At 69.7% G+C, this 24,446-nt stretch carries 18 protein-coding genes; 11 read left to right on the top strand and 7 right to left on the bottom strand.

Translation table 11 applies throughout. The features are described 5' to 3' along the window. Positions 1-25: 25 nt before the first annotated feature. The 11 genes from QSK34_RS34145 to QSK34_RS34195 all read left to right on the top strand — a co-directional run bounded on the left by QSK34_RS34145 (position 26) and on the right by QSK34_RS34195 (position 16,601). Positions 26-2,842 carry a TcpE family conjugal transfer membrane protein gene (locus QSK34_RS34145; RefSeq protein ID WP_285590462.1) on the top strand — a complete coding sequence of 939 codons (2,817 nt, stop codon included), beginning with the start codon at positions 26-28 and terminating at the stop codon, positions 2,840-2,842. Further along, the gene (locus tag QSK34_RS34150; protein WP_285590464.1) at positions 2,835-5,309 is read left to right on the top strand and encodes an ATP-binding protein; all 2,475 of its coding nucleotides are present in this window, start codon (positions 2,835-2,837) and stop codon (positions 5,307-5,309) included. The genes QSK34_RS34145 and QSK34_RS34150 overlap by 8 nt, the downstream gene beginning before the upstream one ends. Continuing rightward, positions 5,306-7,594, top strand: a complete 2,289-nt coding sequence (locus tag QSK34_RS34155) for a type IV secretion system protein (RefSeq protein WP_285590467.1) — start codon at positions 5,306-5,308, stop codon at positions 7,592-7,594. The genes QSK34_RS34150 and QSK34_RS34155 overlap by 4 nt, the downstream gene beginning before the upstream one ends. A 2-nt stretch (positions 7,595-7,596) precedes the next feature. Next, the gene (locus QSK34_RS34160; protein WP_285590469.1) at positions 7,597-8,229 is read left to right on the top strand and encodes a hypothetical protein; all 633 of its coding nucleotides are present in this window, start codon (positions 7,597-7,599) and stop codon (positions 8,227-8,229) included. Next, entirely contained in the window at positions 8,226-9,302 is a 1,077-nt protein-coding gene (locus QSK34_RS34165) for a C40 family peptidase (protein WP_285590473.1), read from the top strand. The genes QSK34_RS34160 and QSK34_RS34165 overlap by 4 nt, the downstream gene beginning before the upstream one ends. 6 nt (positions 9,303-9,308) lie before the next feature. Further along, positions 9,309-9,701 carry a (deoxy)nucleoside triphosphate pyrophosphohydrolase gene (locus QSK34_RS34170; RefSeq protein ID WP_161484217.1) on the top strand — a complete coding sequence of 131 codons (393 nt, stop codon included), beginning with the start codon at positions 9,309-9,311 and terminating at the stop codon, positions 9,699-9,701. 149 nt (positions 9,702-9,850) lie between these two features. Then, positions 9,851-11,365, top strand: coding sequence for a hypothetical protein (locus tag QSK34_RS34175; RefSeq protein ID WP_285590478.1), 1,515 nt, complete (start codon positions 9,851-9,853; stop codon positions 11,363-11,365). 72 nt (positions 11,366-11,437) lie between these two features. Then, positions 11,438-12,415 carry a hypothetical protein gene (locus tag QSK34_RS34180; RefSeq protein ID WP_285590480.1) on the top strand — a complete coding sequence of 326 codons (978 nt, stop codon included), beginning with the start codon at positions 11,438-11,440 and terminating at the stop codon, positions 12,413-12,415. Positions 12,416-12,640: 225 nt separating this feature from the next. Beyond that, on the top strand, positions 12,641-14,662 hold the full coding sequence (locus QSK34_RS34185) for a glycosyl hydrolase family 28-related protein (protein WP_285590481.1): 2,022 nt from the start codon (positions 12,641-12,643) through the stop codon (positions 14,660-14,662). Positions 14,663-14,874: 212 nt separating this feature from the next. Continuing rightward, entirely contained in the window at positions 14,875-15,426 is a 552-nt protein-coding gene (locus QSK34_RS34190; RefSeq protein ID WP_285590484.1) for a DUF4365 domain-containing protein, read from the top strand. Between the two features lie 32 nt (positions 15,427-15,458). Beyond that, positions 15,459-16,601, top strand: coding sequence for a hypothetical protein (locus tag QSK34_RS34195; protein WP_285590485.1), 1,143 nt, complete (start codon positions 15,459-15,461; stop codon positions 16,599-16,601). 75 nt (positions 16,602-16,676) lie between these two features. Here QSK34_RS34195 and QSK34_RS34200 read toward each other — a convergent pair whose 3' ends face one another. From QSK34_RS34200 to QSK34_RS34230, 7 genes are all read right to left on the bottom strand, one after another. Next, positions 16,677-17,423: a succinate dehydrogenase/fumarate reductase iron-sulfur subunit gene (locus QSK34_RS34200; RefSeq protein WP_030451866.1), complete on the bottom strand. Its 747-nt coding sequence runs from the start codon at positions 17,421-17,423 to the stop codon at positions 16,677-16,679. Next, entirely contained in the window at positions 17,420-19,321 is a 1,902-nt protein-coding gene (locus QSK34_RS34205; RefSeq protein WP_285590644.1) for a fumarate reductase/succinate dehydrogenase flavoprotein subunit, read from the bottom strand. Before QSK34_RS34205 ends, QSK34_RS34200 begins: the two co-directional genes overlap by 4 nt. A gap of 3 nt (positions 19,322-19,324) precedes the next feature. Continuing rightward, on the bottom strand, positions 19,325-20,110 hold the full coding sequence (sdhC, locus tag QSK34_RS34210) for a succinate dehydrogenase subunit SdhC (protein WP_161484212.1): 786 nt from the start codon (positions 20,108-20,110) through the stop codon (positions 19,325-19,327). Between the two features lie 166 nt (positions 20,111-20,276). Continuing rightward, positions 20,277-20,729, bottom strand: a complete 453-nt coding sequence (locus tag QSK34_RS34215) for a response regulator (RefSeq protein ID WP_161484211.1) — start codon at positions 20,727-20,729, stop codon at positions 20,277-20,279. Further along, complete coding sequence (locus QSK34_RS34220; protein ID WP_285590489.1) at positions 20,722-22,281, bottom strand: sensor histidine kinase; 1,560 nt, start codon at positions 22,279-22,281, stop codon at positions 20,722-20,724. Before QSK34_RS34220 ends, QSK34_RS34215 begins: the two co-directional genes overlap by 8 nt. A 1-nt stretch (position 22,282) precedes the next feature. Beyond that, the gene (locus tag QSK34_RS34225) at positions 22,283-23,437 is read right to left on the bottom strand and encodes a PP2C family protein-serine/threonine phosphatase (protein ID WP_161484209.1); all 1,155 of its coding nucleotides are present in this window, start codon (positions 23,435-23,437) and stop codon (positions 22,283-22,285) included. 48 nt (positions 23,438-23,485) lie between these two features. Further along, complete coding sequence (locus tag QSK34_RS34230) at positions 23,486-24,418, bottom strand: LysR family transcriptional regulator (protein ID WP_285590490.1); 933 nt, start codon at positions 24,416-24,418, stop codon at positions 23,486-23,488. Between the last annotated feature and the right edge of the window lie 28 nt (positions 24,419-24,446).

A 24,446-nucleotide genomic window follows, 5' to 3' on the forward strand; every position in this document is an offset into this window, starting at 1 on the left:
GGCACGTGGGGAGAGGAGGATTCGGGTGGATCTGCCTACATACACCAATATCTGGCGAATTGAGAAGCGGCTTTACAAGCTTTACGATCTCCGGCTGCCCATGCCGTTGCCCATCGTCTGGATCGGTGTCTTCGTCGGCGTCTCCGCCTTCTGGTGGGTCCTCCTCCAAGTGGTCGGTTTGCCCTTCGACGCGCCCTGGCATGTGATCTATCTGGTTCCGCCCGGGATCGTTACATGGCTGTCGACTCGTCCCGTGATCGAGGGCAAGCGGCTGACCGAACTCCTCCAGTCGCAGACCCGCTACTTCTCCGAGCCCAAGACGTGGTGCCGCCTGGCGCCCTCGGGCGAGCCCGACGTGATCGACTTCCAGGCCAAGGTGTGGCGGGCCAGCACCGAGCGCGTGCGGGTCAAGAAGCCCAAGCGCGCCCCCGAGCCCCAGCGCGCGACGGTCCGTCCCGCGGTGGCGGCCGCCGCCGCGGCCGCCGCGCCGGTGGTCGAGGAGATCCCGGTACGCGTGAAGCCCCCGCTGACCACCACGGCGACAGCGCAGGCGGCCCCCGAACCGGCCCGCGGGTTGATCGGCCACCCGGACGACAAGCAGACCGCCCGCCCTGAGGGCCGCCGCCCGGCGACGTTCGGCCAGCCCCCGCGCCTGATCCGCCCGGTGGGCGAGCCCGCCGACCCGGCGAAGGACCGCTCCCGCCCCCTCGCCGCCAACCCGCTGCGCCCGGCCCTCCTCGCCCACCCCTCCGACAAGCCGAAAACCTCCGAGCCCACGCGCGGAGACCGGCCGCAGACCCCCACGGTGCCCATGCGCCTGGTCCCGGGCGGCCCGGCCCGGCCGGAAGACGCGGGCGTGCCCACGGAGCACGGCCCCCGGCCGTCCGACACGCCCCTGGCCGCCGAGGGCCCGGGTCGCCCCGAGACGCCCCGTGGGCCGGTGCGCCCGCAAGCTCCCGTCGATGCCGAGGCTGAGGCGCGCTCGCCACAGGCCTCCGATGTGCCCGTGTGGCCGGTTTCCGACGCCGAGGCGGAGGGGCGCTCGCCGCAGCCCTCCGATGTGCCCGTGTGGTCGGGTCCCGACCGCGAGGCTGAGGCGCGCTCGCCACAGGCCTCGGACGTGCCCGTGTGGCCGGTTTCCGACCGCGAGGCGGAGGCGCGTTCGCCGCAGCCCTCCGGCGTGCCCGTGTGGTCGGGTCCCGACCGCGAGACTGATGCGCCCGGTGTGTCCTATCGCCCGAGCGGATCGCAGGATGCGCCTGCCCACCCTGGCCCGGTGAGCGAGGCCGACGCTTCTCAGCCGCCCGCGAGTGCCGTTCCGGACAACCGGCCGGAAGCCGCGGAGGCGAACCGGACGCAGGCCCCTGACGCACCCGCGGGTCCGGTCGGGCCGCAGGGTGCTGACGTTCCGGGGTCCTCGGCTCCGGAGCACGACGCCCGGCCTTCGCGGGCGGAGACGGCATCGCCTCAGTTCTCGTGGTCGCCGGTGGCCGAGGCCGAGCCGGTCGAGGCCGCTGGGCCAGACATGAGCGAGCCGGCCGTGCCCCAGTCCGTACAGAACGAGACCCCGGTCGAGTCGGCGCGGGGAGCCCGGCACTCCGCGGGTGAGGTGGCCAGGGAAGAGCCCGCTTCGGGGCGTGTGGGCAGGCATGCCGCGGCCGAGGCCGAGGTGGCCGTGCCGCCGGCGTGGGTGGAGCCTGAGCCGATGGTCGAGCGCCGTGAGGCCGAGCCTGTGGGTGAGGTCGCCGAGCATCGGGTGCCGGCGCCCGCCGCCGAAAGTCCCGTCGCCGAAAGTCCCGCCGCCGGGAGTCCGGACGAGGAGATCTCCTCGCCGCCGATACGGCCCGACGCGTTGCGGAGGTTGCGGAGGCTGGCGGCGTCCGCCGACTCGGCCGTCGAGCCGGAGGCGCCCGCGCCCGCGGTCGACTGGCAGAAGGAGCGGTTGCGGAAGGGGCAGCCCCCCGCGCCGTTCATCCCATCCGAGCGGGGCTCCGAGGCGACGTGGCGGCGGGTGTCGCAGGTCGTCGCGGGGTCCGACGGCGACAACGACGAAGACCGCGCCCGCACGACCATCAACGGCAGCCGGCGCATCGTCGTGCTGGGCTGCACCGGCGGGGCGGGGCAGACGACGACCACGCTGCTCCTCGGCCACTCGCTGGCCCGGCTCAGGGAGGACGGGGTCGTCGCCGTCGACGCCAACTCGGGCGGCGACGGGCTCACCGGGCGCATCAGCCCCGAGACGCCCGAGACGCTCAGTTCCTTCCTCACGGCCGTCGACGGCGTCGGGACCCGCGTGCGCGACTACACCACCCGGAGCGACTCCGGGCTCGACGTGCTCGCCGCCGACGTCGACCCGGGCGCCGAGCAGCGCATCGGCGACCGCGGCTGGTTCTCCGACCAGCGCATCGCCCGCGCGATGCGGCTGCTCGACCAGCAGTACCGGATCATCCTCATGGACCCGGCCGCCGCGCTCGCGGCGCGGCTGCTGCCCTACGCCGACCAGCTCGTGCTGGTCGCCCCGGCCAGCGCCGACGCCCCCGACTCGGTCGCCATGACCTACGACTGGCTCGACGGGCACGGCTGCGCGGACCTCCGGCGCAGGGCCGTCGTGGTCATCAACGGTGTGTCGCGAAGGAGCATGGCCGATGTCGAACGGGCCGAGACGGTCGCGCGCGGAAGGTGCAGGGCGATCGTGAGGGTCCCGTGGGAAGACGAGCTGGCCGAACCAGGACAAGTCGACCTCAATGACCTTCGCAGCGGCGGCCGCAGGGCGTACGTTGCCCTTGCCGGGGTTGTCGCGAGCGGGTTGACCACGGCGAGAGGGGAGAGCTTCGTTGGCTAGGGCGTCGCGGGCGCGCAGTCGCTTGGCGGTCCGGTACTTCGACGACCGGATCCTCCTCACCGACTCCGCCGCCTGGGCCTACTTCCGCCTGCCCACGGTGAGCTACGAGTTCATCACGCCCGAGGAGCGCGAGGCGCTCGCCAACAACATCACGATCGCGCTGGCCGCGATCAGGATGACCGACGCCGAGGTGCACCTGCGGGTCGCCCACCGCACCTACCCGGCGGCCGAGTGGGCGATGGCCCTCAACGCCACCTCCGACGAGGGCCCGGGCTGGCGCGACTACCTCGAAGAGATGTACCGCCACGTCTGGGCCAAGGACTTCTGGTCCAAGGAGGTCTATCTCGGGGTCCGGCTCGGGCCGCGCGGCGCGCAGCTCGGCGAGGGCGTGCTCGCGCAGCTCTTCGGCTTCTACCAGAAGGCCGAGAAGAACCTGGGCCTCGAAGACGACCACGTGCCGGAGAAGGAGGTGGCGAAGTGGACCGATTCGGCCGAACGGCTCGGCCGCGCGCTCGCCTCCGGTTCGCTCTACGCGCGGCACGCCACCTCCGTCGAGGTCGCCTGGTTGTTCCAGCACGCCGCGACCGGCGCGCTGGGCGACCCGCCGGCGTCGGCCTCGAAGCGGCGCAGGTGGGGCCGGGGCGAGATCGAGGCCCTGGTCGAGGGGCAGATCCACAACGGCAGGTCGCTGCTCCGGATCGAGCAGCCCGGCGGTGACTCCTACGTCGCCCACCTGTCGTTCGCCCGGTTCCCCGACCTGATGCCGTTCCCCGACGGCGAGCCCTGGATGCACTTCAGCGACCAGCTCCCCTTCCCGGTCGAGATCTCCTCCCGGATGCGGCTCATCCCTCCCGTACGCGCCTCCCGAGACGTCGCCAGGAAGCTGGCCCACGCGCGCGACATGGACATCCACATCCGCGAGGCGGGCGCCGAGGCGCCGCTGGCGCTGGCCGAGCAGATCGACGCCGCCCGCATGCTCGAACACGGCATCACCAAGGAACGCCTGCCGTTCGTCTACGGCTGGCACCGCATGAGCGTGAGCGCGCCGACCGAGGAGATGTGCGTCCAGCGGGTCGAGGCGGTCATCGAGCACTACCGCGACATGGGCATCGACGTCGTCAACTCGACCGGCGACCAGTTCTCGCTGTTCTGCGAGGCGCTGCCGGGCGAGAAGGTCAGGGTGAACGCCTACGCCCAGCGGCAGCCCCTGCGCACCATCGCGGGCGGCATGGCGACCGCCACGGTCGACCTGGGTGACCGGGCCGACGAGGCGGGGTGGCTGGGGCCCTACATCGGCGAGACGCTCGGGCGGGCACGCTCCATCGTGCACTTCGACCCGCTGGTGGCGGCGACCAAGAACCGGCCGACGGCCATCGCGATCACCGGGGAGCCCGGCGGCGGCAAGACCACGCTGGCGCTGCTGCTGATCTACCAGATGGCGCTGCGCGGGGTCACCGTCGCGGTCATCGACCCGAAGGGCGACGCCGAGTCGCTGGTGCAGCTCCTGCGGCGGCGCGGACGGCAGGCCCGCACGATCCCCCTCGGCTCGGCCGCGCCGGGCCTGCTCGACCCGTTCTCCTTCGGCGACGACCTGGCCGCGAAGAAGACGATGGCCACCGAGACGCTGCGGCTGCTGCTGCCGCGCATGTCGGAGGAGCGCGAGTCGGCGATGGTGCAGGCCGTCGCGGCGGTCGCCAACGAGCCCGACCCCTCGCTCGGGAAGGTCATCGACCACCTCGACCGGGCGGAGGACGCCGCGTCCAAGAACCTGGGCGCAGTCCTGCGGTCGATGTCCGAAATGCACCTTGCTCGGCTCTGTTTCGACCCCTCCGGCGGCGACCAGATCGACACCGAGGGATGGACCACCGTGTTCACCCTCGGCGGCCTCACGCTGCCCGACGCGGCGACGGGGCGCGACGACTACTCGTACGAGCAGCGGCTGTCGGTCGCCCTGCTCTACCTGGTCTCGCAGTTCGCCCGGCGGCTGATGAACGGGCTCGACAGACGCACCCCCAAAGCGATCTTCCTCGACGAGGCGTGGGCGATCACGTCCACGCCCGAGGGCGCCAAGCTGGTGCCCGAGGTGTCCCGCATGGGACGGTCGCGCAACACCGCACTCGTGCTGGTGTCCCAGAACGCGGGCGACCTGCTGAACGAGCAGGTCACCAACTGCCTTTCCTCGGTGTTCGCCTTCCGCTCGACCGAACGGGTCGAGGTGGAGCACGTACTGGAGCTCCTGGGAGTCGATCCGAACGAGGAACACAAGGGCGTGCTGCGCTCGCTGCGCAACGGCGAGTGCGTCTTCCGCGACCTCGACGGTCGGGCGGGCCGGATCGGCGTCGACCTGATCTCCGAGGAGCTGCTGCGCTGGCTCGACACCAATCCGACGCACGCCAAGCCGGATGAGGTCGAGCAGGACAAGGTGGGTTCGGGTCGTTCGGGGGTCGTGCGGGAGGTGCGCTCGTGAAACGCAGGGTCGCCCTGCTCATGCTGGTGTTCGTCACGTTCTTCGTGGCGTCGCCGGTGATCGTCGGGTCGTCGGTGGCACACGCCGATGGGATCTGTGACATGTCCGCCGCCCTCTCGCCGGAGGTGGTGGGCTCGGGCGTCGACGGGCTCGTCAAACCCCCGCCGCCCGATGTGGGCGACACCGGCGCCGTCGCGGGCGCGGGGCTCGGAGCCGGGGCCGGCACGTCGGTCAAGGCGCCCGAGACGGCCCCGATGACCAACTACGAGACCTACGGCATGTCGGGCCAGTTCTGGCACACCTACGAGCTCGGCTGCTCCGACGTCGCGGCCGTCATCGGCAACGCGTGGGCCAACGCGATCTTTTCGTGGGCCAAGGCGGTCGACCGGCTGACCATCACGACGTACGAGGCCGCCGCGACCGAGGGCCCGCTGCTGCCCATCAAGAACGTCGTCGACGACATCGTCACCAACCTGGCCGACGCGATGTACTGGCCGTTCCTGCGGCCGATCGTGATCATCGCGGCGATCTGGCTGGCCTGGTACGGCCTGCTGCGCAAACGCGCCACCACGACCGCCGAGGCGGTCATCTGGATGGTCGTCGCGGTCACGGTCGCGACCTGGTTCTTCAGCCGTCCCCAGGACCTCACCGGCGTCGGCAAGACCGTCACCGACAAGACCACCGAGATCGTCAACTCGGCCTTCGCGGGCCTGCCCGGCGCGGGCGGCGCGTCCTGCCTGCCGCCGCCCACCACCACCCCGGCGGGTAACGCCGCCGACGCCGCCACTCCGGCGGCCGCCCCGCCGGTCAACGCCGGCGGTTACGGGCAGCCGGGCACACCGGGCGTGGCACAGAACGCCGACGCGCTCTGGTCGACCCTGGTCTGCAAGCCGTGGCTGATGGGCATGTTCGGCACCGCCGACGCGACCTCGCCGATCGTGACGCAGTACGGCGACAAGGCCCTCAATCTGCAGGCCCTCACGCGAGCCGAGCAGGCCGCCCAGCAGTCGCCGGGCGGCGACGCCCACCAGCGCGCCTGGGAGGAGCAGATCGCCGAACCGCTGCGCACCAGCCCGTCGTTCTACCTGCTCCAGGGCAAGGACTGGACCAGCCGGCTCGGCGTGGCGATCGGGGCGTTCATCGCGGCCATGGTCGCCGGGTTGCTGATCTTCCTGGTGGCGGTGTCGCTGCTGGTGCTGAAGATCGGCTTCCTGCTCTTGCTGATCATGGGCCCGATCTTCCTGCTGATCGGCGTGCATCCCGGCACCGGGCGCATCATCGCGATGCGCTGGGTGGAGATGCTCGTCGGCACGCTGCTGAGACAGGCCGTGCTCGCCCTGGTGCTCGGCGTCCTGGTCTACGGCTACGCCCTGATCATCTCCACGCCGCTGCCGTGGGGCATGCAGATCATGTTCATGGCGCTGCTGACGCTGGCGGTGTTCTTCTACCGCAGGCCGTTCCAGCACCTGTTCTCCTCGCTCAGCGGCTCCACGTTCACGACCCGCGTGCTCGGCGAGGCCGCCACGGCCCCGACCCTGCAGCGCGCCGCCGGGGCGCTGCCGCCGGTCGCCGCGGCCCGTGTGGGCCGCTGGGGGCTGCGCAAGGCCGAGCCGATGCTCAACGCCGCGGTCGCCGGTGCGACCGGCGGCGCGGCCGGGGCCGCCCAGACTGCGGCCGGGGTCGCCCAGGGCAAGGTCCGCGGCGAAGAGCGGGTCGGCGTGCGCGCGAACGGCCAGCCCGCCCCGCTGGAGAACCCGGAGCAGGCGGCCCGGCGCAAGACCGGCGTGCCCGCGCCCAGGACCGGCGCGGCCCCGCCGCTCAACCTGAGCCGTCCACCGGCCACCACCCGGCCGCCCGCGCCCGCTCCGGCGGCCCCCGCCCGCGCCTCTTCGAGCGGCGGTGGCAGTGGCACGGGCGGCGGCGGTGGCGGCTGGTTCAGCGGCCGTTCGGGCGGCTGGGCCTCGCGGCCTTCCGCGTCTCGCGGTTCGGGCGGCGGCATCCTCGGCGGCGGGTTCTTCGGCGGTGGCGGTGGCGGCGGACGGTCGTCGGGTTCGTCGTCGCGCCGGTCGGCGCCGCCTCCGCAGCGGCCCCGCCCCGAGCCGACCCGTGCCCCCCGGGCCGAGTCGTCGCGTCCGGCCGAGCGGCCCGCCCGCTCCTCCGACGCGCCGCCCCTCTGGTTGCCCGGCCGCTCCGACAGCGGTCGCGGCGGCGGCTCCGGCGGCGGCAGCGGCGGCGGTGGTGACAGCGCCGCGCCGTTCTGGCTGCGGCCCCGCGACAAGGACTGATCATGAACGAGGGCCGGAGGAAGGGCCTGTTCGTCGCGGCCGTCGTCGTGCTGGCCGTGCTCGGGATCTATTTAACGACCCTGGGCGACGGCGGCGGCGAGGTCGGGGCGGCGGAACCGGCGGTTCCGGGAGCCACCCGCACGGTCACCGCGCCGCCGGTGGCCGTGCCGAGCCAGGTGGCGACCACGCCGTCGGCGGAGTTCGACGTCTACTCCTACCTGCCGCTGTCGCGTGACCAGCTCGGCGCGGCGGCCGACCTGGCCCGGCGGTTCACCGTCGAGTACGGCACCTACTCCTACAAGGACGCGGTGGGCCGGGCCGACCGGCTCAAGGCGTTCACCACGGTCGAGTTCGGCGACGACCTCACCCGTACGGTCACCTCCCCGGCCGCCGTCGAGCACGACACGGCCGACCAGATCGAGTCGAAGGGGTCGGCCCGGCTGAAGTCGATCCGCGACATGTCGGCCGACTCGGTCGTCGTGGTCGTCGAGGGCACCGCCGAGATCACCGCGTTGAGCGGGGCCAAGAACCAGGTCGAGGACTACGCGGTCACCGTCGTCCAGGTCGGCTCCGACTGGCGGGTCTACGACCTGCAGCTGGCCGGCAGTGGCCAGGACGGGGACGTCTCCCCGTGACCACGACCCGGCTCGCGAACTGGAAGTGGCTGGCCGGGCTGCTGGCCGTCGTGGTGCCCCTGGCCATGTTCGGCGCGATCGTGCTGATGACGCCGCTGCCCAACATCATGATGGGCGGCGGCTCGGCGGCCTGCGAGGTCGACACCTCCGACCTGTCGGAGACCGCGCAGGAGGACATCCCGCCGGAGATGCTGGAGCTCTACAAGCGGCACGGCGAGGCGGTCGGCGTGCAGTGGAACGTGCTGGCCGCGGTCGGCAAACGCGAGACCGACCACGGCCGGTCGGAACTGCCGGGCGTGCAGAGCGGCACCAACTACGCGGGCGCGGCCGGGCCGATGCAGTTCCTCATCAGCACGTGGGGCGGCAAGGCCCGGATCCCGATCCCGTCGGAGTTCAACGGCTACGCCTCCGACGGCGACGACGACGGCGTCGCCGACGTCTACAACCCGGCCGACGCGATCCTGGGCGCGGCCAAGATGCTCAAGCGCAACGGCGCCCCCGACGACCTGCGCAAGGCCCTGTTCGTCTACAACCGGGCCAACTGGTACGTCGACCAGGTGCTGGAGATCGCCGCCAAGTATGCCCAGTCGGGCTCGGTCGACGTGCCGCCGGAGGCCAACCCGGCCTGCGAGGTCGCCTACGACGCGCCCAACGCGGTGGTCGACAGGATTCTCGACTACGCCCTCGCGCAGCGCGGCAAGCCCTATATCTGGGGCGGCACCGGGCCCGCCGGCTACGACTGCTCGGGGATCATCTACATGGCGTACCGGAACGCGGGGTTGAACATCCCCCGCACCACCTTCGGGCAGTGGCCGTTCGGGGTGCGCATCGACGCGGGCGAGGAGCAGGCCGGGGATCTGGTGTTCTTCAACGCCGGCCCCGGGACCTCGGCCGACAACCCCGGCCACGTGGGCATGGTGGTCTCGCCGGGCAAGATGGTCGAGGCGCGCTGCACGCTCTGCGGCCCCATCAAGGTGACCACCTACCGCGACCGGTCGGCCATCGTCGGCTTCACGCGGCCGCTGCAGAATCCCGATGTGCTGGAGCAGCTCAAGCGTCTGGCCCTAACCTAGGCAGGCATGACACAGGTCGTCGTAGGGGCCGCGATCATCGCGGACGGCCGTCTGCTGAGCGCTCAGCGGGCCGAACCGCCGGAGTTGCGCGGCGGGTGGGAGTTTCCCGGCGGGAAGGTCGATCCGGGAGAGAGCGATCTCGACGCGCTGGTGCGCGAGTGCGAGGAGGAGCTCGGGGTCACCGTTGAACCGGGCAAGAGGGTGGGCGGCGACTGGCCGCTGAGCAACGGCTACGTGTTGCGGATCTGGTTGTCGACGATCGTCTGCGGCCGCGCGCCGGAGCCGCGCGAACACCTCGCCCTGCAGTGGCTGGAGCCGTTCGAGTTCGAGTCGGTGCCGTGGTTGCCGGCCGACCTCCCCATCGTCCGGGAGGTCCAAGATCTGCTCAAGGAGGGTTGAGTCCCCCCACTTCGTGTGAATAACGATTACTGAGTGTAATCGGGGAGGGGATTCTGGTGGTCGCTGGACGTGTGGTGTCCCTGGTCGGGGCCGGAATCCTGGCGCTGTCGGCCACACCGGCCGTGGCCTCGGAGGATCCCGGCCGTTGGATGAGAACGGGTGACGTCTGGCGGTTCCGCCTGGCGACCGTCTGCGGTCACGCCGCGTGCTCGGTGCCCAATGGGGGGACCGGGCCGGGATGGCGCTGCCCCCTTCAGCCGGGCCCCGCCCAGTCCGACCAGACGATGACGGGCCCGGGATTGTTCGTGGAGGCTCCGGCCACGATGCGGCTCAACCTCGACACGGCCGAACTGGCCCGCCGGGTGGCCGTCGTGTGCGCCCGCCTCAGCTCGCTGCCGCCCGGGAAGCTCAGCGCCCTCGCGGCGACGGGCGAGCTGGCCGACGGCGTGACCCAGTCGGCCGAGCAGGCCGCCGTGGCCGACGCGGAGGCCCGCGCCCTCGCCGGCCAGTTCGCCGAGGAGGCCGCCAGGGTGACCTCCGAGGCCCAGACCCAGGTGGGCGACTTTCAGAACCGCCCGGTGTACGTCGCCGAGAGCCAGGTCGCGCCGCCGATGCAGGCGTTCGCGGTCGAGAGCATGGTGGCGCCCCCGATGCAGGCGCAGCCGCCCGTCTACGTTCCGGCCGACCCGTCCACCCGGGAGACCGCCGCGCGGCCGCGTACCCGCCAGACCGAGGGGCGCAACCGCCCGCGCGCCCGCGCGGCCGAGGAGCGGGGCCGTTCGCGGGCCCGCGGTGAGAAGCAGCACCGGCCCCGGATCCGCGAGGCCGAGATGCCTGGCCGGCCCGAGACGCACGGCCGGGACGAGCAGGGTCCGCCTCACATTCACGGCGGGGACGAGCGGGGCCGGCCGGGAGGCCCCGGCCGGCAGGGCCCGCCTCAGGTTCACGGCGGGGGAGAGCAAGGCTGGCCGGGAGGCCCCGACCAGCAGGGTCCGCCCGAGTTTCGCGGGGGCGGGGAGCAGCGTGGTCCCAAGGGCCACCAGCTCGCCGAGCCGGTCGCCCAGCCGCAGGCCATGCCCGGCATCCCGCTGCCCGAGATGCCCGAGATGCCCGGCAATGTCAACCCTGGTCAGAGCCCGCTCGTCGACGCCGCGCCCGGTCAGCAGCCGAACCTCCCCCCGGCGCCTCAGCCGGGGCAGGAGGTACAGGTCGTCCCTGGTCAGATGGCGATCGGAGAGCAGGCGGGACCGGGCGTGAACCTGCCGCAGGCGGCCCCCGGCGCGCCGGTTGAGGTGCCGCAGCCGATGCCGAACGCGGCGCCCGCGCCCGCCCCGGGCGAGCTGATGCAGGAGCCGTTGTCAGGAGGGTTGTCGAATCTGCCGCCGCTGCCGCAGCTTCCGCCGGGCCCGCCGCTGCCGCCCGGGATGGTGGAGGGCGGCACGCCGCCCGAACTGCTGATGCCGATGGCGACGCCCACGCCGAGCGGCCCGCCGCTGACCCGGTCGCTGAACAACACACAGGCGATCGCGCAGGAGGATTCGGGTCTGGAGCTCGTCAAGGGCTGGCCGGGTGTGATCGCCGCGATCGCGGCCCTGATCGCGGTGCTGGCGCTGCAGATGCGGCTCGGACGGCGCAAGGTCGTTTCCGACCCGCAACCAAAGTGAGGTTTGCCGGTACTTTGCCGGACTAGTATTTGTTTGACGTACGGAGTCAGGCAAAAGCGGCGGAGGAACCCGGTGGTCGGTCGAGCGCCCAGGAGAGCCGCGGCGGTGCTGGCCGCGGTGGTCGGTTCGCTCGGTGTGGCCGTGATGGTGGCCGCCGGCGCGAGCGCGGCCAACCCCGTCGACCCCTGCGACGTCAACCAGTCCTGCGACACGGTGACCACGACGGTCACCATGACGCCCTCGCCGACCCCGTCGGAGGCCGTGGTCACCGTCACCCAGACGGTGACCCCCACGCCGACGAAGAAGCCGACGACCCCGCCGGCGCAGCAGACGCAGGACCCCCCGCAGGAGCAGCAGCCGATCCCGACGGTGACGCAGGAGCAACCGGTGGCGCCGCCCACCGACGACGTCGCGCCGCCGCCCGCCGAGACGGTGCCGAGCGACCCGGCCGAGTCCGAGCCCGGCGTCACCCTGGCCCCGGCCGACCCGCCCACCGGCACCCAGCCGACCCAGGGCGGCGGCATGAACCAGCCGGTGCCGGAGACGGCCCAGGTGGAGATCCGCAACGCGACGCCCTACTTCGACGAGGTCACGCTCAGCCGCAAGCTGGCCGTCCCGGCCGCCGTGCTGGTGCTGCTGGCGCTGCTCGCCTGGCTGATCTTCGAGGGCCGGCTGCGCCGCCTGGCCCACGCGGCGGCGGTCCGCAAGGCGGGGCCGCAGCTGCCGCCGAACGTGGCGATGATGCCCTACCCGGGTTACCCGATGCAGCCCTACGGCCCGCAGCCCTACCCCTACGGGCAGCCCTACCCGCCGCAGCAGCCGCCGCAGCAGGTCGTCAACTACGTGCCGGTGCCCTACCCGATGCCGTTCCCGACCCCGGCCGCGCCGCCGCAGGACTACACGCAGCCCTACGTCTACCAGCAGCAGCCGCCGACGCCTCCGCCGGCGCCCGCGCCGCCGTCGCCGACCTACGCCAAGGGTTACGTCCTCGAGAGCTCCAACCACCCGCCCGACGACGACCAGACGCAGCAGGGCCGCCGCCCCTACTGACCCGGCCACCTGACAGCCCTCCCGATCGGGAGGGCTGTTTCTTTCTGCGCACATGACGTCCGACCTGGTCGTGCGTTGCGTGAGCGTGCAACACGCGGCTTCAAAGCGCGCAAGAAAGCGAGAGCGTTACGAAACTATTTCGCAGGGCTCTTGTGGAACGGGGCACGGGCGACCTACTGTCACCTCACCCTCAGGTGTTCACCCCCCGACAGAAACGAGCACGAGATGTCACGAAGAGTGGCGTTGGCGGCGGTCACGGCCACCGCCGTGGGCTTGGGCCTGGTGGTGGCCGGCCCGGCCGCGGCACATCAGACGGCACGTCAGACGGCGACCCCGACCGCGGTCACCCGCGCCGCGCTCGACCCGTCGCTGGTGGCCGGCCGCGGCGCGAACGTCCCGTTCGTCGAGCAGGAGGCCGAGAACGCGGCCACCAACGGCGTCGTGATCGGCCCCGACAGGAACGCGTACACGCTCCCGGCCGAGGCCTCGGGCCGCAAGGCGGTCAAGCTCACCCCCGGGCAGTGGGTGGAGTTCACCCTGCCGAAGGCCGCCAACGCCCTCACCGTCCGCTACAGCGTCCCCGACGCACCGAACGGCGGCGGCATCACCGCGCCGCTGAACGTGACCGTCAACGGCGGCAACAAGAAGACCATGACGCTGACGAGCCAGTTCTCGTGGCTCTACAACCAGTATCCGTTCACCAACGACCCCAACGCCGGGCTGCTGCACCCCGACTGGTGGATCACCGAGTGCCAGTGCGTGCCGGCCGCCACCAGCCCCACGCCCGAGATCACCAAGCCGTTCCGGCCGATGCACTTCTACGACGAGCAGCGGCTCCTGCTCGGCAAGACGTACAAGGCCGGTGACAAGGTCCGGCTCACCGCCCCGGCGAACACCAACGCCGCCTGGACGGTCATCGACCTGCTCGACTCCGAGGTCGTCGGCGCTCCCCACGTGCGGGTGGTGGCCGCCAACGTGCTGCTGTTCGGCGCCGACCCGACCGGCCGCAAGGACTCGGCCCCGGCCATCGAGAAGGCCATCGCGTTCGCCAAGCGGAGCAACCTGAAGGTCTACCTCCCGCCGGGCACCTACCAGGTCAACCGCCACATCATCGTCGACGACGTGACGATCGAGGGCGCCGGGTCCTGGTACACGATCATCAAGGGCAAGGAGGTCGCGCTGCCGACCCCGGCCCCCGACGGCTCGGTGCACACCGGCGTCGGCTTCTACGGCAAGGACGCCGCCGACGGCGGCAGCAGCAACGTGCACCTGTCGGGCTTCACCATCGAGGGCGACGTACGCGAGAGAATCGACACCGACCAGGTCAACGGCATCGGCGGGGCGATGAGCGACTCGACGATCAAGGGCCTGTACATCCGGCACACCAAGGTCGGGCTCTGGTTCGACGGCCCGATGGACAACATCAAGGTGACCGACAACATCATCGTCGACCAGATGGCCGACGCCCTGAACTTCCACGGCGGCGTGACGAACTCGGTGGTGGCCAACAACTTCATCCGCAACACGGGCGACGACGGCCTGGCCATGTGGTCGGAGAAGAACCCCAACGTGAACAACGTCTTCGACCGCAACACCGTGCAGACCCCCACGCTCGCCAACGGCATCGCGATCTACGGCGGCAAGGACAACGTCGTCTCGAACAACCTGGTGGCCGACCCGCTGCGGGAGGGCTCCGGCCTGCACGCCGGTTCCCGCTTCGGCGCCGAGCCCTTCACCGGCACGTTGAAGTTCACCGACAACACCACCGTCCGGGCCGGCGCGTTCGACCTGAACTGGCGCATCGGCCTCGGCTCGATCTGGTTCTACGCCCTGGACCGCTCGATCGACAACGACATCCAGGTCACCGGCGACCACTACCTCGACAGCACCTACAACGCGATCATGATGGTGAGCGAGTGGGGCGTGAAGGACCTCTACTCGATCACCGGCGTGAAGTTCAAGGACATCAGGATCGACGGCACCGGCACGTCGGTGCTGAGCGCCCGCGTCAAGGGCGGCGCGTCGTTCGAGAACGTCGACGCCCGCAACGTCGGGGCCGTGGGCATCAACAACTGCGGCTCGTTCGGCTTCCCGCCCACGGGCTCGGAGTTCTCCGTGACCGACCTGGGCGGCAACGACGGCGGCGGCACCACCGGACCGTGGGCCGGCGCGTGGCAACTCCCGAACACCATCACCTGCGACGACCGCCCGCCGGTCGTGGCGCCCCCGGCGCCGTCTCCCTGGTAAAGGGTATGAAGAGGCCGACCCGGTTCTCCGGGTCGGCCTTTTTCGTGGACGCAAGTCGGGCAAATCTCCATCTGGACATTCCGCCATATAAGGCCGATATGGATACGAATCATCCTTGAGATTCCGACTTTGAAGGCTGATTATTGGCAGTGCTATGAACCGATATCCTCATGCAGGCAACTTCTAAGGTTGGCCAACCCAAGTGAGGCGAAATGGTTCCTCCCCGAGCGCGGGAGCTGAACGCTCTGCAGGGCGACTTCGGTGAGGCTTGGTTGGAGACGGTTGCGGCTGGAAGCGGTCTCCTGCATGGACGGCCGACCTCTTTGGATCTTCAGAAGGCCGATGTGCTCCTGTGCCAGCGGGGGCTGGTGAATGGAATCTACAATCCATCGATACTGGTCCAGGTGAAGACCACCGTAGATCTTCGTCGGGCCACTAATGGCGACTATAGCTATGATCTGGACGTTGAGACGTACGACGTGTTGAGGCGCACAGACCATGCCACGCCGCGAGCCTTGGTGGTCATCGGTCTGTCGAGAGACGGTGAGCATGTGCGGCTCTGTGACGACGGAACACTGTTGATCGGCAGCGGAGCCTGGGTATCACTCGAGGGAGCACCGGCTGTCTCAAATGAGTCGACCTGCGTAGTGCGCCTGCCGGCCAAGAATACGTTGGATCCCGAGGGGCTCTACCGGATGTTGTCAATCCATGGTGCCCGCCGGTCAACCCCGGTGCCGGTCGTGGACCCGTGGGAGTTATCGTGAACGCCTTAGGTAACACGGCTGGGGAGGGAACTATGATCGTCCCCGGGCTGGCTGACTTCACTGAGTACCTTCGCAACGCCGGGTGGGTGCTTGACGATGATGACGGCCGTACCACGCTCTGGCGACCGCTGGATGTCGACGAAAATGACATTCGTGTTGTATTGCCGACGAATCAGGAAGTCAGAGACTATTCTGATCGAGCCATGGAAGCGCTTCGGGCCGTCGCCTTCGTAGAAAGAAGGCTGCCGCAAGAAACGGCTACAGACATGCGCTACGGGGGTGCGGACAATGTATCTGTTCGTCTGGCGCCGGATGTTCCTTCTGGGGAAGCTCCACTGTTCTTGGCGTACACTGCCCTAACTGCTTTGCGAAGCTATGTCATCGCGTCTGCTGCTTCATTGGAGTACAAGGAACTTGTGCTGCCCCCGAGGCGCCTCAGTCGGGCTGAATCGTATGCGTCACAGACGAGAGTCTCTACGCAGGCGGGTAGTTTCATTCTGTCGTTGGCGCTCCCTCTTAAAGACACCTATGACTCTATTAATACAGATCCACACAACGGGCAGGAAGTAATAGCAGGCGTCCCGGGTGACGGGCTATTTGGTCGTCGTGTAACGAACAGAATGCTGTTGGCTGCCGAAACCGCGCAGAAGCTTGCCCGCAGTGTAAGCGAGGGTGACACTCCGCTATCGGTATTCGGAGAAGTGGGCGGGCAAAGAATAAATGCCACAGAGCTGGAGGCCCTCGGCTCGCTGGGCGGCCCCGATCGAGACGTTTATCAGATTCGCTTCGCTCAGTCGCCGATGGTTGCGGGCACAAGTCAACCGCGCCGTCTGAGAATCACGCCGGGGGAACAGCGGATACTTCACGAAGCTGCGGATTTCCTCCGGACCAGGCAGCCAAGGGCAAATGTCACGGTGATCGGGCTCGTCGTTCGCCTTTTCCGAGAGGGCAAGTTCGGAAAAGGTGAAGTGGTTATTCAGGGCGTCGACGACGACACGGGTCAGGAGAGACGCGTTAGAGTCGAGTTGGCGGAGTCCGACTACAACGTGGCCGTGAATGCTCATAAGCAGGGTCTTCAGGTCTCTGCGGTCGGTGACCTCGACGTCAGGGGAACACGACGATCACTCCGGCACCTGAGTTCGTTCAGCGTGATTCCCGGCTTGGAAGAATACTGACGCAGGGTTTTTTGCTGACGTACCGGATGCATGAGAAAGGCCGACCCGATGAACCGGGTCGGCCTTTCTGACGTGCTAGCGGCGGAAGATCTTGTTCCCCAGCCAGACCAGCGGGTCGTACTTCCGGTCGACCACACGCTCCTTCATCGGGATCAGCGCGTTGTCGGTGATCTTGATGTGCTCGGGGCACACCTCGGTGCAGCACTTGGTGATGTTGCAGTACCCCAGGCCGTGCTCCTCCTGCGCGGAGTCCTTGCGGTCGGCCACGTCATAGGGGTGCATGTCGAGCTCGGCGATGCGCATGAGGAAACGCGGACCCGCGAAGTGGGTCTTGTTCTCCTCGTGGTCGCGGATGACGTGGCAGACGTTGTTGCACATGAAGCACTCGATGCACTTGCGGAACTCCTGCGAGCGCTCCACGTCGATCTGCTGCATGCGGTATTCGCCCGGCTTCACGTCCTTCGGCGGTGTGAACGACGGGACCTCGCGGGCCTTCTGGTAGTTGAACGACACGTCCGTCACCAGGTCTTTGATGACCGGGAAGGTGCGCATCGGGGTGACCGTGATGGTCTCGTCCTCGGTGAAGGTCGACATGCGGGTCATACAGCCCAGACGCGGCTTGCCGTTGATCTCCATCGAGCACGAACCGCACTTGCCGGCCTTGCAGTTCCAGCGCACCGCGAGGTCGGGCGCCTGGGTGGCCTGGAGACGGTGGATGACGTCGAGGACGACCTCGCCCTCGTTGACCTCGACCGTGAAGTCCTCCAGGCGGCCTTCTCCGCCCTCGCCGCGCCAGACGCGGAACTTGCCCTTGTAGCTCATGACAACTCCTTGGCCGCGGCGTCGTACTCCGCGAGTTCTTCCTCGGTGAGGTACTTCGAGAGCTCGGCCCGGTCGAACAGGGTGATCAGGTCGGCGCGCATGGACACCTGGGTCTTCTCGACGACCTGGACCTCGGAGCCGTCGGGCTTGGCCGAGCAGACCAGCAGCTTGCGCCGCCACTCCGGCTGCATCGCCGGGTAGTCGTCGCGGGTGTGGCCGCCCCGGCTCTCCTGCCGCAGCAGCGCGGCCTTGGCGACGCACTCGCTGACCAGCAGCATGTTGCGCAGGTCGATGGCGAGGTGCCAGCCGGGGTTGTAGATCTTGCCGCCGGGGGCGGTGGTGTTGGTCGCGCGCTCCTTGAGCTTCTCGACCACCTGCAGGGCCTCGGCGACCTCGTTCTCCTTGCGGATGATGCCGACCAGGTCGTTCATCGTGCGCTGGAGCTCGTGGTGGACCTCGTAGGGGTTCTCGCCGCCCTGGCGCTCCAGCGGGGCGATCGCCTCGGCGTGGGCCTCCTCGACGCCGGTCACCTGCGGGCGACGCCCGCCCAGCGAGTCGACGTACGCCGCCGCGCCCGCGCCCGCCCGGCGGCCGAAGACCAGCAGGTCGGACAGGGAGTTGCCGCCCAGGCGGTTGGAGCCGTGCATGCCGCCCGACACCTCGCCGGCCGCGAACAGGCCCGGCACCGAGGCCGCGGCGGTGTCGGCGTCGACCTCGACGCCGCCCATGACGTAGTGGCAGGTCGGGCCGACCTGCATCGGCTCGGCGGTGATGTCGACGTCGGCCAGTTCCTTGAACTGGTGGTGCATCGACGGCAGCCGCTTGATGATCTCGGCGGCGGGGAGGCGGCTGGAGACGTCCAGGAAGACGCCGCCCTGGGGTGAGCCACGCCCGGCCTTCACCTCGGAGTTGATCGCGCGGGCGACCTCGTCACGCGGCAGCAGCTCCGGGGGACGGCGGTTGTTGGCCTGGTCGGTGTACCAGCGGTCGCCCTCCTCCTCGGTCGTGGCGTACTTGTCCTTGAACACGTCGGGGATGTAGTCGAACATGAACCGGCGGCCCTCGGAGTTGCGCAGCACCCCGCCGTCGCCGCGCACCGACTCGGTCACCAGGATGCCCCGGACCGACGGCGGCCAGACCATGCCGGTCGGGTGGAACTGGATGAACTCCATGTTGATGAGCTGGGCGCCCGCGAGCAGGGCCAGCGCGTGGCCGTCGCCCGTGTACTCCCACGAGTTCGAGGTGACCACGAACGACTTGCCGATGCCGCCGGTGGCCAGGACCACGGCCGGGGCGTCGAAGACGATGAACTTGCCGGTCTCGCGCCAGTAGGCGAAGGCGCCGGAGATCGCGTCGCCGTCCTTCAGCAGGCGGGTGACGGTGCACTCGGCGAAGACCTTGATGTAGGCCTCGTAGTCGCCGTGGACCTCGAAGTCCTCCTGCTGGAGGGCCACCACACGCTGCTGGAGGGTGCGGATCATCTCCAGGCCGGTGCGGTCGCCGACGTGGGCCAGGCGCGGGTACTCGTGCCCGCCGAAGTTGCGCTGGCTGATCTTGCCGTCTTTGGTGCGGTCGAACAGCGCGCCCCACGCCTCCAGCTCCCAGACCCGGTCGGGGGCCTCCTTCGCGTGCAGCTCGGCCATCCGCCAGTTGTTCAGGAACTTGCCGCCCCGCATGGTGTCGCGGAAGTGGACCATCCAGTTGTCGTCGGAGTTGACGTTGCCCATCGCCGCCGCCGCGCCGCCCTCGGCCATGACGGTGTGCGCCTTGCCGAACAGCGACTTGCAGACGATCGCGGTGCGCTTGCCCTGCTGACGTGCCTCGATCGCCGCCCGGAGCCCGGCTCCGCCGGCCCCGATGACGACGACGTCGTATTCGTGACGTTCCACGGTGAACAGTCCTTACGCGAACGGGAAGGTGATGACGCCCTTGGCCACCATGCGGACGTAGAAGTCGGCGATCATCACCGAGAACAGCGACGCCCATGCCAGCTGCATGTGCTTGGCGTTGAGCTTGGAGACGAAGGTCCAGGCCCGGTAGCGCAGCGGGTGCTTGCTGAAGTGGTTGAGCCGCCCGGCGGTGATGTGCCGGCACGAGTGGCACGACAGCGTGTACAGCACGATCAGGACCGCGTTGACCAGCAGGATCCAGGTGCCCAGCCCCGCCGGCTTGTGGATCAGCGCGAGGATCGCGTCGTAGCTCAGCACGGCGCCGATCAGGATGGCGCCATAGAAGAAGTAGCGGTGGACGTTCTGGATGACCAGCGGGAGACGGGTCTCGCCGGTGTACTTCTTGTGCGGCTCGCCCACGGCGCAGGCGGGCGGGCTCAGCCAGAACGACCGGTAGTAGGACTTCCGATAGTAGTAGCACGTGAACCGGAAGCCGGCCGGCAGGCCGAGAATGATCAAGCCGGGCGGCAACGTGAACCAGTCGCCGATCGGGGCCCAGCCGAACAACCGGGCGCCCTCCGGGCACGCCGTCGTCAGGCACGGCGAGGAGAAGGGCGCGATATAGGGCTCGACGAAGTAGCTCTTGTCGAAGATCGCCCAGAAACCGTAGATCAAGAAGAAGGTGAGACCGGCGAACGTGAGCGCCGGCGCGAGCCACCATCGGTCGGTGCGGAGCGTACGCACCTTGAGCTGAGCGCGTTGTTTTCTGGCCGGGCTCTCGGCCGTCTGCTGGGTCATCGGAGACCTTCCACCGGAACTGACCGCGTGACGCCGTGTTGGGCGGCTCGCGCCGAACCGCCGCGTCGCCACGCCGTATTGGTGGGGGCTACGTTACGACCATGTCATAGATACGTGTGAGGAGGGTCACTGACTTCTGGCCTGTGATTCCTGTCACGTTTCTCGATCATGATCCTCGATGGGAATTTCCAGGGAGCTTCACGACGGTTACGAAGAAATCATCGATCTGCCGTACTACCCGGATGAACTGGTCGAAATCCACCGGCTTGGAGACGTACGCGTTGGCGTGGAGCTTGTAGCTTCGGACGATGTCCTCCTCGGCCTCCGACGTGGTCAGCACCACGACGGGGATCGAGCGCAGCTCCGGGTCGGCCTTTATCTCCTCCAGCACCTCCCGGCCGTCCTTACGCGGCAGGTTGAGGTCGAGCAGGATCAGGTCGGGGCGGGCCGAGCCCTCGTACTCGCCCTCTTGGCGGAGGAAGCGCATCGCCTGCTCGCCGTCGTTGACGATGTGGAGCTTGTTGCGCACCTTGTTCGCCTCGAAGGCCTCCTGGGTGAGCAGCACGTCGCCCGGGTCGTCCTCGACCAGGAGGACGTCGATCCAGCGCAGCTCATTCATCAGTGGCCTCCAGAGTCCAGCGGAACGTGGTGCCCTTGTGATCGGGGCTCTCTTCGAGCCAGATCCGGCCACCGTGATATTCGACGATCTTCCGGCAGAGCGCCAGCCCGATGCCGGTCCCGGGGTAGACGTCCCGGGGGTGCAGCCGCTGGAAGATCAGGAAGATGCGGTCAGCGTACTTCGCGTCCACCCCGATGCCGTTGTCGGAACAGGCGAACTCCCACATTCCGTCTTTGCGCTCGGCGGTGATGACGATCTCGGGGGGATCTTCGGAGCGGAACTTGATCGCGTTGCCGATCAGGTTCTGGAAGAGCTGGGTGAGCAGCATCCGGTTGCCGCTGACGACCGGCAGGTTCTCGTGCACGACCGTGGCGTCGTTGTCCTCGATGCGGGCGGCCAGGTTGTCGAGCGCGGTCTGCAGCGCGTCGGCCGTCGAGGTCGGCACCCGGTCGTCGGAGACCCGGCCGACCCGGCTGAAGTCGAGCAGGTCGTTGATCAGGAGCTGCATGCGCTTGGCGCCGTCGACGGCGAACTTGATGTACTGCTTGGCCCGGTCGTCGAGCTGGTCGCCGTAGCGCTGCTCCAGCATCTGGCTGAAGCTGGAGACCTTGCGCAGGGGCTCCTGGAGGTCGTGGCTGGCGACGTACGCGAACTGCTCCAGTTCGCTGTTCGACCGCTTGAGCTCGGCGGCCTGGTCGGCCAGGGCCTGCTGGGCCCGCTGGGTCTCCCGCCACTCGCGCAGCACCCGGCGGCGCATCGCGTCGACGTGGCCCGACAACTCGGCCATCTCGGCCGGGCGGGTCACGTTGAGCTTGGTGTCGAAGTCGCCCGCGGCGACCTTGCGGACCTGGTCCTGGAGCGTGGCGACGGGCCGCAGGACGACGTAGCGCACCAGCAGGGTGAAGGCGATGCCGGCGAGCAGCAGCACTGCGGCGAGGGAGGCGAGCGCGCCGTAGAAGACGTCCCAGCCCCGCTCCAGGCGGGTCGCGGCGTCGCCGTGGAGGGTGGTCAGGTGGGCCTGCTGGCTGGACAGGGCGTCGCGGACCGCGCCGAAAACCTCGGTGTTCACGTTGGCGAGCGAGGCGGCGGTGTCCTTGCCGAGTTCGGGCACCTGCCGGACGACCTCGGCGGCGTAACGCGTGCGCCAGTTCTCGATCGCCTCGACCAGGCGGTCGGATTCGCCCCGCAGCTCCGGCACCCGCGGCAGCAGGGCCTCGATCTTGCCGTGGGCGGTCGCCGAGGCGCGCTCGGCCGCGTCGTAGTCCTGGAGGTAGAAGGCCTCGTTGGTGCGGCCGTAGCCGCGCATCGCGGCCTCCTCGTTGGAGACCGCCGTCGACAACTCCAGCGTGTGGAGCACCATGGGGTCGATGACCTCGATGAGGGTCGCCCTGGCCTCGCGGGTGTAGTTCATCGTCTGGAGCGTGAACGCGATCGACCCCGCGAACAGCAGGGTCACGATCGCGCCGACCAGGAGGAACCAGCGGCCCGCAGGGAGCTTCCCCAGCCCGCGCGGCGGCTTGGGCGGGGCGAGCGGGCTGAGGGTCCTGCTCATGTCACCTCCGGGAGAGCGCGACGGCCGCGAGATCGTCGGTCAGCGCGTCGGCGTGCATGGTCTTGACCTGTTCGATCAACTGGTCGAGGAAGATACCGCCCTGTTCGCGGACCAAACGGATCAGCCCCTCGGTGCCCAGCAGGTCGCGGCCGTCGCCCACGGTGGCCTCGATGAGCCCGTCGGTGTAGAAGAGGAGCGACCACGGCTCGCCCAGGGTGATGTCGACCGGGACCCACTCCATGTCGGGGAAGATCCCGAGCGGCGGACCCGACGGCACCTCGGTGACCACCTCGACGTCGTCACCGAGGATAACCACGGGTGGCGGGTGCCCGACCACGTAGAGCCGGGCCGAGTCGAGGCCGGGCGCGATCGTCGCGGTGACGAGGGTGGTGAAGATCTCCGGTGAGCCGCGCTCCAGCCGCAGCACCGAGTCCATCGTCCGCAGCACCCCGTTGCCGTCGAGCCCGGCCAGGGTGAGGGTGCGCCACGCGATGCGCAGGGCCGCGCCCAGCGCGGCCTCGTCGGGGCCGTGCCCGCAGACGTCTCCGACCAGGACGTGGATCGCGCCGTCGGCGGTCTGGATGGTGTCCCAGAAGTCGCCCGCGAGCAGGCCCGCCTCGCGGCCGGGCAGGTAGGTCGACTGGTGGACCAGGGCGTCGGTGTGGAGGATCGGCGTCGGCAGCAGCCCGTGTTCGAGCCGGGCGGTCTCCTCGCGGATCAGGCGCTGCTCCACCAGTTCGCGTTCGGCGATGTCGCCGCGCTTGCGCTCCATGGCGTAGCGGATCGCGCGGGCCAGCAGCTTGCCGTCGACGTCCTGCTTGATCAGATAGTCTTCGGCGCCGGCCGCGACCGCGTCGATGGCGATCTGCACGTCGTTGAGGCCGGTCAGCACGACCACGGCCGTGTCGGGCGCCATGGCGGTCACCTGGCGCACGGCGTCCAGACCCATCGCGTCGGGCAGCGACAGGTCGACCAGGACGCAGCTCACCTCGGCGGTGAACCGGTCGCGTCCCTCGGCGAGGCTGCGGGCCCAGATGATCTTCGGCGGCTTCTGCGCCTCGGCCAGCAGCTCCTCGACAAGGAAAGCGTCCTCGGCGTCGTCCTCTATGAGGAGGAGGGTGACGAGGTCGGGCAAACCATGGGAGAGAGCGGGCACGAAGGCCTCTTTCCAGAGGAGGGCACCCCAAATAGTAGCGACAGGCCACTAGTGCTGGGGGAGCGCTTCGACGCCTTCGGGGAGGGTGCCTTCGCGGGTCGCCTCGTCGAGGAACGCCAGCAGGACGGCCCTGAAGGCCTGGGCCGCCCGGGTCGGCTCAACATCCTTGCGGTGCGCCAGCGCAACGGTCCTGCGCAGGCCCGGCAGCAGGGGCGCGCCCACCAGGCCCGGCCGTCCGTCGAGCACCATCGAGGGCACCACGGCCACCCCGAGCCCGGCCTCGACGAACCGGAGCACGGCGTCCATCTCGCCGCCCTCCACGGCGAACCGGGGTTCGAACCCGGCCTGGCGGCACGCGTTCAGGGTGGCCTCGCGCAGGTCGTACCCGCGCCGGAACATCACCAGCGGACGGCGCCGCAGCTCGTCGATGCGCACGTGGGGACGGCGATGGGCGGCCAGATGGGCCGGGGCGGCCACCACCAGGTGCTCCCGGAGGATCTCCTCGGTCACCAGCGACGGGTCGTCGCCCTGCAGCGGCAGGATGATCAGCGACAGGTCGAGCTGCCCACGGGCCAGCGCCCGCACCAGGTCGCGCGAGCCGCCCTCCTCGACCTGGATCTCCACCCCCGGGTAGTCGTGGTGGAACCGGGCCAGCGCGTCGGCCAGCAGCCCCGCGCACAGCGACGGGGTGGCCCCCAGCCTGACCCGGCCGCGCCGCAGCCCGGCGAGCTCGGCGACCTCGCGCCGGGCCGTCTCGGCGTCGGCCAGCATGCGCCGCGCCAGCGGCAGCAGGGCCTCCCCGGCGGGGGTGAGGGTGACGTTGCCGCGCGCCCGGCTGAACAGGGGCGCGCCGAGGTCGGCCTCCAGGGTCTTGATCTGCTTGCTCAGCGACGGCTGGGCCACCCGCATCCGCTCGGCCGCGTGGGTGAAGTGGCGCGTCTCGGCCACCGCCACGAAATAGGCGAGCTGCTGCAACTGCACAGTTCATCACCTTACGGCTGTGACTTTC

It is taken from the genome of Herbidospora sp. NBRC 101105, assembly GCF_030269205.1.
Lineage (GTDB): Bacteria > Actinomycetota > Actinomycetes > Streptosporangiales > Streptosporangiaceae > Herbidospora > Herbidospora solisilvae.

What these genes read in the sequence shown, in the direction of transcription:
- QSK34_RS34190 (WP_285590484.1), top strand. Translation starts at nt 14,875, where the DNA reads ATGGTTCCTCCCCGAGCGCGGGAGCTGAACGCTCTGCAGGGCGACTTC.
- QSK34_RS34170 (WP_161484217.1), top strand. Translation starts at nt 9,309, where the DNA reads ATGACACAGGTCGTCGTAGGGGCCGCGATCATCGCGGACGGCCGTCTG.
- QSK34_RS34200 (WP_030451866.1), bottom strand. Translation starts at nt 17,423, where the DNA reads ATGAGCTACAAGGGCAAGTTCCGCGTCTGGCGCGGCGAGGGCGGAGAA.
- QSK34_RS34215 (WP_161484211.1), bottom strand. Translation starts at nt 20,729, where the DNA reads ATGAATGAGCTGCGCTGGATCGACGTCCTCCTGGTCGAGGACGACCCG.
- QSK34_RS34160 (WP_285590469.1), top strand. Translation starts at nt 7,597, where the DNA reads ATGAACGAGGGCCGGAGGAAGGGCCTGTTCGTCGCGGCCGTCGTCGTG.
- QSK34_RS34185 (WP_285590481.1), top strand. Translation starts at nt 12,641, where the DNA reads ATGTCACGAAGAGTGGCGTTGGCGGCGGTCACGGCCACCGCCGTGGGC.
- QSK34_RS34195 (WP_285590485.1), top strand. Translation starts at nt 15,459, where the DNA reads ATGATCGTCCCCGGGCTGGCTGACTTCACTGAGTACCTTCGCAACGCC.
- QSK34_RS34220 (WP_285590489.1), bottom strand. Translation starts at nt 22,281, where the DNA reads ATGAGCAGGACCCTCAGCCCGCTCGCCCCGCCCAAGCCGCCGCGCGGG.
- QSK34_RS34175 (WP_285590478.1), top strand. Translation starts at nt 9,851, where the DNA reads ATGAGAACGGGTGACGTCTGGCGGTTCCGCCTGGCGACCGTCTGCGGT.
- sdhC (WP_161484212.1), bottom strand. Translation starts at nt 20,110, where the DNA reads ATGACCCAGCAGACGGCCGAGAGCCCGGCCAGAAAACAACGCGCTCAG.